The organism is Thermus sp. (genome assembly GCF_056332225.1).
Window position 1 is genome coordinate 24,146 of the sequence record NZ_JBWGQW010000012.1, and the last position, 7,127, is coordinate 31,272.

Below are 7,127 nucleotides of genomic sequence, written 5' to 3' on the forward strand. Positions count from 1 at the left end.
GGCGCCCCGGTTAAGCTTAGGGCATGGGAAGGCGCCTTTTGGGGTTCGCTCTGGGTTTGGGCCTCGCCCTGGGCCAGGGGCTTCTTGGGGGAGGCCAGGGGCACAGCGCCGCGGTGGTGGCAGGGGCGCTTTGGGCCTTTGGTTGGGGGTACGACGGCCAGCTTGGGGACGGCACCTTCCTCAACCGGGCGAGGCCTGTTCGGGTGCTGGAAGGGGTCCTGGGGGTGGCCGTGGGGAGCCTCCACACCCTGGTCCTGCTTCCCGAGGGGAAGGCCCTCGGGTTCGGGCACAACGAAAAGGGCCAGCTCGGGGACGGCACCTGGGCCAGCAAGGGGAAGCCCGTGCCCCTTTCCCTCCCCGCCCGGGCCCTGGCCGCGGGCTACGGCCACAGCCTCCTCCTCGGCCTCGAGGGCCGGGTGTACGCCGCCGGGTCCAACGAGGAAGGGCAGCTTGGGGAGGCCGGAGGAAGGCCGCGGAACCGCTTCCTCCCCGTGGAGGGCCTGCCCCCGGTGGTGGGGGTGGCCGCGGGGTACTTCCACAGCCTGGCCTGGACGGAGGGAGGGGACCTCTACGCCTGGGGGAGCAACCTCTCGGGCCAGCTCGGCACGGGCACGGTGGAGTCCAGCCCGAGGCCGGTGAAGGTCCTGGAGAGGGTGCGGCTCGCCGTGGGCGGGGGGAGCTTCAGCGCGGCCTTGCTCCAGGACGGGAGCGTTTGGATCACGGGCCTAGACAGCGCCACCTTCCGCAAGGTGGAGGGCCTGCCCCGGGCCCAGGCCCTGGCCGCGGGCCGGGCCCACCTCCTCGTCCTGGGGGAGGACGGCCGGGTCTACGCCCTGGGGGAGAACGAGGAGGGCCAGCTCGGGGACGGCACCCGGGAGGGCCGCCTCGAGGCCCGGAGGGTGGAGGGTCTGGAGGGGGTGGTGGCGGTGGGGGCGGGGGACGCCCACAGCCTCGCCCTCCTCTCGGACGGAAGCCTCTTCGCCTGGGGGGACAACCGCTTCGGCCAGCTTGGGGACGGCACCCGGGAGGGGAGGCTCAGGCCGGTTCGGGTGCGTCTTCCCTGAGGGCCTCCTTGAGGGCCCGGGCCGCCTTCAGGCTCATGCCGGGAAGCCGGGCGAGCTCCTCCAGGGGGGCCTCCTTGAGGGCCCTAAGCCCCCCGTAGCGCTCCAAGAGGAGCCGCCTCCTCTTCTCCCCGATCCCGGGGATGCCCGCGAGGACCTTGAGGGCCTCCTCGCTCCGCCGCTTCTGGTGGTAGCGGAGGCCGTTTTGGTGGGCCTCGTCCCGGAGGTGGATGAGGAGCTGGAGGGCCGGGTGGGTGAGGGGTAGGCGAAGCTCCCGCCCTTCCGGCGTGACCAGGACCTCCTCCCCCTTGGCGAGGCCCACCAGGGGAAGCCTGAGGCCCGCCCGCTCCAGGGCCCTTTCCGCCGCCCGCACCTGGCCCAGGCCCCCGTCAATGAGGAGGAGGTCGGGGAGGGGAAGGTCCTTGAGGCTTCCCGTGTAGCGGCGGAAGACCCCTTCCTCCATGGCGGCGTAGTCGTCGTTGCCCGCCTTGAGGCGCATCCTCCGGTACTCCTGCCGCTTGGGCCTTCCCCCTTCAAAGACGGCCATGGAGAAGACCCGCGCCTGGCCCTGGAGGTGGCTCACGTCGTAGCCCTCTATGCGCCAAGGGCGCGTGGAAAGCCCCAGGAGGTCCTGGAGGGCCTTGAGGGCGGGGTGCTCCCCCCGCCTTTCCCGGAGCTTGAGCTCGGTCTCCAGGGCGAGGCGGGCGTTTTTCTCGGCGAGCTCCAAAAGCCTCGCCTTCTCCCCCTTCTTCGGCACCCTAAGCTCCACCTTCCGCCCGGCGCGGCGCCGGAGGAGCTCGGCGAGGCTTTCCAGGTCCTCCAGGGGGAAGGGGAGGAGGATGAGGGGGGGGAGGGGGGAGGCCTCGAGGTAGTGGTCCCGCAGGAAGGCCCAAAGGATCTCCTCCTCCGTGGCCTCCTCCTTCTCCACCACCCGGCTGATGCGCCCGAGGATGCGCCCGGAGCGCACCTGGTAGAGCTGGACCACGGCGAGGGCCCCGGAGCGGGCCATCCCCAGAAAGTCCAGGTCCCCCATCTCCGGGTCAAAGGCCTGCTGGCCCGTGGAGAAGAAGGCCTTTAGGGCCTCCATCTGGTCGCGGATCTCCGCCGCCCGCTCAAACTCCAGCCTCCTCGCCGCCTCCCGCATCTTGGCCTCCAGCTCCTGAAGGAGCCCGTCCACCCGGCCCTCCAGGACCGCCTCTACCTGGCGCACCACCTCCCGGTAGGCCTCGGGGTCGGCCAGGCCCACGCAGGGGGCGAGGCAGCGGCCCATGCTGTAGTTCAGGCAGGGGTAGCGCCTCCTTTTCATGGGGTAGCCCGAGTTCTTGCGCAAGGGGAAGAGGCGGTCTACGAGGGTCTTGATGCGGCGAAGCGCCCCCGCCTCGGGGAAGGGGCCGTAGTATTTGGCCCCGTCCTCCTCCACCCGCCGCACCACGAGGAGGGTGGGGAAGGGCTCGTGGGTGAGCTTGAGGAAGGGGTAGTGCTTGTCGTCCTTGAGGAGGACGTTGTAGGGGGGGCGGTGGGCCTTGATGAGGTTGGCCTCGAGGAGGAGGGCCTCCACCTCGTCCCGGGTGGCGATGAAGTCCAGGCCCGTGGCCTCCTCGGCGATGCGCCTGGCTTTCCCCTCGGCGTGGAAGTAGCTTCGCACCCGGGCGCGGAGGCTCTTGGCCTTGCCCACGTAGAGCACCTCCTCCCCCCGCTTCCAGAGGTAGACCCCGGGGGCCTCGGGGAGGGGAGGGAGGTCTTGGGCCCGCACGCTCCCCATTGTAGACTCTCCCCGTGCCTTCCTTCCTGGTGGACGCCCACCTGGACCTGGCCTGGAACGCGCGCGCCTTGGGTCGGGACCTGACCCTCCCCTTGGAGGCCCTCCGGGCCCAAGACCCCCACCCCGACACCCCCCTGGTCACCCTCCCGAGCCTAAAGGAGGCGGGGGTGGCCCTGGCCTTCGCCACCCTCTTCGTGGACCCCAAGGGTGTGCCCCCCGGGGCGTACGAGGAAGAGGCCCTGGCCCAGCTCGCCCTCTACGAGGCCTGGGAGAAGAGGGGCCTGGTGCGGGTCCTGCGGGAGCGGGAGGACCTTTTGGCCCACCTAAAGCGCTTTCCCGAGGACGGGGTCTTGGGCCTCGTCCTCCTCCTGGAGGGGGCCCACGCCCTGGAAGCCCCCGAGGACCTCCGCCCCTTGCGCAAGCGGGGCCTCAGGCTCCTCTCCCTCACCTGGGCCACGAAAAACGCCTACGCCGGGGGAAACGCCGAGCCCGGGCCCCTCACGGAGGCGGGGCGGGCGCTCCTTGGAGAGATGGAGGCTTTGGGCGTGGCCCTGGACCTCTCCCACCTGGCGGAGGAGGCGGCCTGGGAGGCCCTAAAGGTCTACCGGGGCCCCGTGGCCGCCACCCACGCCAACTGCCGGGCCCTGGTGCCCTCGGAAAGGCACCTCTCCGACGGGCTCCTCCGCGTCCTGGCGGAGAGGGAAGGGGTCTTGGGCCTCGTGCCCTTCAACGCCTTCCTGGACCCCGCCTGGAAGAGGGGGATGCCGCGGCTTCCCCTGGAGGCCTTCCTCCGCCACAAGGCCCACGCCGAGGCCGTGATGGGGCCGGGTCGGGTGGGCCTGGGCACGGACTGGGACGGGGGGTTTGGCCTCGAGGCCGTGCCCCAAGGCCTGGACCGGCACCGGGACCTCCTCGCCTTAGGGGACGAGGGCTTTCTGGGCGGGAACTGGCTACGCTGGCTCCTTGGCTGGTTCTAGGGGCACCACGGCCAGGGTGCAGCGGCTTGCGGCCAGGAGGCGCCCCTCCTCGTCGTGGACCTTCACCTCCCAGACCTGGGTGGTGCGGCCCACGTGGAGGGGCCTTCCCACGGCCCGGATCGTCCCTTCCCGCTTCTTGCGGATGTGGTTGCAGTTGATCTCCAGCCCGAAGGCGGCGTACCCCGGGGGGCAGTTCAGAAACCCCCCTACGCTCGCCACGCTCTCCGCCAGGGCCACCGTGGCCCCCCCGTGGAGGAAGCCGAAGGGCTGGTGGACCTTGGGCGTCACCTCAAGCTCCGCCACCACCTCTTCCTTCTCCGCCTTGAGGTAGCGGATTCCCAAAGTCCGGTCCAAGGTTTCCCGCTCCAGGAAGGCCTTGACCTCCATGCCCTGGAGTATAAAGGGGCCGTGGGCGAGATCCGGCTCTTTCCCGGCCTCCTCGCCCCCCCGGCGGGGCTGGACTTCCTCTTGGACCTCCCCTCGGAGGAGGGGCTCCACCTCGTGGCCTTCGCCGAGGGGGCCCTGGACGCGCTGAAGGTGGCCTTCCGGGAGGGGGCGAGAAGCCTCGTCCTCCTCTCCCCGGTCCTCTTCCGGGACGCGCTCCTTGCGGCGCGGCTTGGCGCCTTGCGCTTCGGCCTGGAGCGGGGCGGGGTGGAGGGGTTCGCCCGGGTGGGCCGGGCCCTCTTCTTCGGGGCCTTGAGCGCGGGGAGCGAGGAGGTCTACGAGGCCTGGAAGGAGGGCCTGAGCGAGGCGGGGCTTTGGCGGTGGCTTGGGCGCCTCGAGGCCCTGGAGGACGAAAGGCGCTGGCTTAGGGGCACCGAGGCCCGGGTCCTCGTGGTCCAGGGGGCCCTGGACGCCTTCACCCCGCCCCTTCACGGGGCCAAGGTGGCGGACTTCGCCAAAGGGGAGGCCCTCCGCTTCGTGGTGGACGAGGCCGGGCACCTCGCCCCCTGGGAGGCCCAGGGGGAGGTCCTGGACCTGGTTTCGGGCTTCCTCCTGGGGGAGGGGTTCCGGCCCCTGCCGGGGGGGCTCGCCTTATGAGGCGCGCGGGCTACCTCCACCTCTACGGCCTGAACCTGGTCTTTGACCGGGTGGGCCGGGGCCCGGCGGTGGTCCTCCTCGCCGAGGAGGCCTCGAGGTGGCCCGAGGACCTGCCCCCGGGGTACACCTTCTACCTCCTGGACCTCCCGGGCTTCGGGCGCACCGGAGGGCCCGCCATGACCCCGGAGGAGCTGGCCGAGTACGTGGCGGGCTTTTTGGCCATGCTCCAACTGGGCTCGCCGCCCCTCCTGGTGCGGGGGGTGGGGGAGGCGGTGGGGGCGGTCCTGGCGGAGCGGGGGTATAGGGTCTTTGGGGCAGAGGATTTGGGGGCGGCGTTGCAAGAAGCCTTGGGATCGTGATAGGATATACCTGGGAGGTGTGCGGTATGAGAAAAGCCCTGATCCTTCTCGTGGCGGCCATGGGTTTGGCCTCGGCGCAGGTTTCCCTGGAGAACCTAAGGCCCTCCTTGGCGGCGGTGGGCGGCACGCAGGGCTTCGGGGTGGAGGTTTCCTGGTACTGCCTCCTCTTCCAGCCCCCCGTGGGGGAGGTGCGCCCCGCCCTGGACCTGGCCTACACCCTGGGGGGTAGCCTGAACGGGGCCTTCCTCTTCCGCTACCTCTACCCCGTGGCCGAGGGACTTAAGGCGGGGGCTGGGCTAGGGGTGGCCGTTCCGGGCTTCAACTTCGGCAACCTGGCCTTCTACTTCCGGGCCGACGCGGAATACGATCTGGCCTCCGTCCTCAAAGCCCCGGTGTTCTTGGGCGGGGACCTGGGCCTTGCGGGGGGGAAGCTTGCGGCCCAGATGAAGGTCGGGTTCCGCTTCTAGGGGAGCAGGCTTGCCCAGGGGGGCCGGACGTGTCCCCCCTGGGTTTTTCCTTTAGCGGGGAGGCTACTCCCCCTCCTCGCCCGAAGGGGCATCCACCTCCTTTTTCATCACCTCCCTGAGAAGGCTCGTGGCGTAGCTTCCCTTGGGCAGGAAGAAGCTCAGCCAAAGCCCCTCCGGGCCCTCCTCCACCTGCCACTCCGAGAGGGGAACCCGGATGGGCCTCCGGGCGCCCCGCCTCGCCCTGAACTCCTCCCGCTTGAGCCCGTAGCGGGCGAGGACCTCGTCCTCCATGGCCCTCGCCTCCCCTTGGGCCTCGGGGTACTTCTTGCCGAAGAGGGGCCCCGTGGCGCTGATCTCAAGCCTTAAGGCGCGCTCGGCCTCTCCCGGGTCTTCCACCAGGAACTCCCCCCCGGTGGCGTGCTTCTTGGCCCAGTCCCCGGGGATGACCCGGTCAAAGAGGCCCCGCTCCAGCCTGAGGGCCACCCAGTCGTTGAAGAGGAGGCTCTGGAGGCTTCCGATGAGGAAGCGCTTGAGCCAGGGGCTTCCCCGGCCCTTCCCCTCCTTCACCAAGCGGTAGCCCCGCACCGGGTTGAGGCCGCCGAGGCCGAAGCGCTGGGGGCCGTAGTAGTTGGGCACGCCCTTCTCCGCGAGGCGCCTGAGGACCGCCTCCGCCTCGGGGAGGCCCCCCTTGGGGCGGCGGATGAGGACGCGGAAGCGGTTTCCCTTGAGGTGGCCCGTGCGGAGCTTGTGGGGGTGGAGGCTGGCCTCAAGAAGCCTCACCCCCTGCAGGTTCTCCAGGAGGCAGAGGGCGTCCTCGTACCGCCTGGGGACGGAGAACCACTGCCGGGTGCGGGCGTGCTTGTCCTTGAGGCCCGCCACCCCGATCTCCTTCTCCGGCACCCCCACCGCGTCCCGCAGGAACTCCACCACTTCCCGGGTGGTCAGGCCCTCCTTCTCCAGGAAGAGGTAGAGGTGCTCCCCTTCCCCTTTGGGGAGGTAGGCGGGGACCTCCTCCACCTGGAAGTCCTCCCGCTCCACCCGGATCTCCCCGCCCACCCCGGGGAGGTCCCCCGTGAGGAAGGGGTAGCGCTCGGGGCGGTAAACCAGGTCCATCCCCCTATTCTCGCCTAGGGGAGGGCCTCGAGCCAAGACTCCAGGACGCCGAAGCCGTAGCGGAAGAAGGCCTCGGAGCCAAGCTCCACCCCGGCCTCCGCCAGGATCTCCTTGGGGCTTTGGCGCTCCCCGGCCTCGAGGACCCGGAGGTACCGGGGCACGAAGGCCTCCCCCTCCTCCCGGTACTTGCCGTAGAGGGCGAGGACCACCAGGTAGCCCAGGGCGTAGCTGTAGGTGTAGAAGCGGTAGTGGACGAAGGGTCCTCCGGGGAAAGCCCTGCCGCCAGGGCCAGGGCGCTCTCCAGGTCCTGCCAGAGCCTGGGGTCCTCCGGGGAGGCGTAGAGGTCC

8 protein-coding genes and 1 pseudogene are annotated in these 7,127 nt (G+C 70.7%); 5 read left to right on the top strand and 4 right to left on the bottom strand.

Annotation, left to right across the window (positions count from 1 at the left end):
* The first annotated feature begins 23 nt into the window (after positions 1-23).
* Complete coding sequence (locus AC01Y6_RS04035; RefSeq protein ID WP_476670340.1) at positions 24-1,064, top strand: RCC1 domain-containing protein; 1,041 nt, start codon at positions 24-26, stop codon at positions 1,062-1,064.
* Here the strand turns inward: AC01Y6_RS04035 and uvrC are convergent.
* Positions 1,036-2,823, bottom strand: coding sequence for an excinuclease ABC subunit UvrC (gene uvrC, locus AC01Y6_RS04040; RefSeq protein ID WP_476670341.1), 1,788 nt, complete (start codon positions 2,821-2,823; stop codon positions 1,036-1,038). The two genes, AC01Y6_RS04035 and uvrC, sit on opposite strands and share 29 nt — an antisense overlap.
* Positions 2,824-2,837: 14 nt before the next feature.
* On the opposite strand from uvrC, the gene AC01Y6_RS04045 reads away from it, so the two are divergent.
* Entirely contained in the window at positions 2,838-3,800 is a 963-nt protein-coding gene (locus tag AC01Y6_RS04045; RefSeq protein WP_476670342.1) for a dipeptidase, read from the top strand.
* On the opposite strand, the gene AC01Y6_RS04050 is transcribed toward AC01Y6_RS04045, so the two are convergent.
* On the bottom strand, positions 3,774-4,187 hold the full coding sequence (locus AC01Y6_RS04050) for a PaaI family thioesterase (protein WP_476670343.1): 414 nt from the start codon (positions 4,185-4,187) through the stop codon (positions 3,774-3,776). The genes AC01Y6_RS04045 and AC01Y6_RS04050 overlap by 27 nt on opposite strands.
* 21 nt (positions 4,188-4,208) lie before the next feature.
* Between AC01Y6_RS04050 and AC01Y6_RS04055 the strand changes: the two genes are divergently transcribed.
* From AC01Y6_RS04055 to AC01Y6_RS04065, 3 genes are read left to right on the top strand one after another with little or no spacing between them, the layout of a single operon-like run.
* Positions 4,209-4,841, top strand: coding sequence for an alpha/beta fold hydrolase (locus AC01Y6_RS04055; RefSeq protein ID WP_476670344.1), 633 nt, complete (start codon positions 4,209-4,211; stop codon positions 4,839-4,841).
* Positions 4,838-5,200: an alpha/beta fold hydrolase gene (locus AC01Y6_RS04060; RefSeq protein ID WP_428721965.1), complete on the top strand. Its 363-nt coding sequence runs from the start codon at positions 4,838-4,840 to the stop codon at positions 5,198-5,200. The genes AC01Y6_RS04055 and AC01Y6_RS04060 overlap by 4 nt, the downstream gene beginning before the upstream one ends.
* Before the next feature lie 26 nt (positions 5,201-5,226).
* Positions 5,227-5,667, top strand: coding sequence for a hypothetical protein (locus AC01Y6_RS04065; protein WP_428716986.1), 441 nt, complete (start codon positions 5,227-5,229; stop codon positions 5,665-5,667).
* Positions 5,668-5,730: 63 nt separating this feature from the next.
* On the opposite strand, the gene truD is transcribed toward AC01Y6_RS04065, so the two are convergent.
* A complete protein-coding gene (gene truD / locus AC01Y6_RS04070) occupies positions 5,731-6,780 on the bottom strand; it encodes a tRNA pseudouridine(13) synthase TruD (RefSeq protein ID WP_476670345.1) in 1,050 nt (349 codons plus the stop codon).
* Between the two features lie 14 nt (positions 6,781-6,794).
* Positions 6,795-7,127: pseudogene (locus AC01Y6_RS04075) on the bottom strand (hypothetical protein); the annotation flags it as partial.

Excerpts from the sequence above, each read along its gene's own strand:
- AC01Y6_RS04035 (WP_476670340.1), top strand. The coding sequence starts at position 24 with ATGGGAAGGCGCCTTTTGGGGTTCGCTCTGGGTTTGGGCCTCGCCCTG.
- uvrC (WP_476670341.1), bottom strand. The coding sequence starts at position 2,823 with ATGGGGAGCGTGCGGGCCCAAGACCTCCCTCCCCTCCCCGAGGCCCCC.
- AC01Y6_RS04050 (WP_476670343.1), bottom strand. The coding sequence starts at position 4,187 with ATGGAGGTCAAGGCCTTCCTGGAGCGGGAAACCTTGGACCGGACTTTG.
- AC01Y6_RS04060 (WP_428721965.1), top strand. The coding sequence starts at position 4,838 with ATGAGGCGCGCGGGCTACCTCCACCTCTACGGCCTGAACCTGGTCTTT.
- AC01Y6_RS04065 (WP_428716986.1), top strand. The coding sequence starts at position 5,227 with ATGAGAAAAGCCCTGATCCTTCTCGTGGCGGCCATGGGTTTGGCCTCG.
- truD (WP_476670345.1), bottom strand. The coding sequence starts at position 6,780 with ATGGACCTGGTTTACCGCCCCGAGCGCTACCCCTTCCTCACGGGGGAC.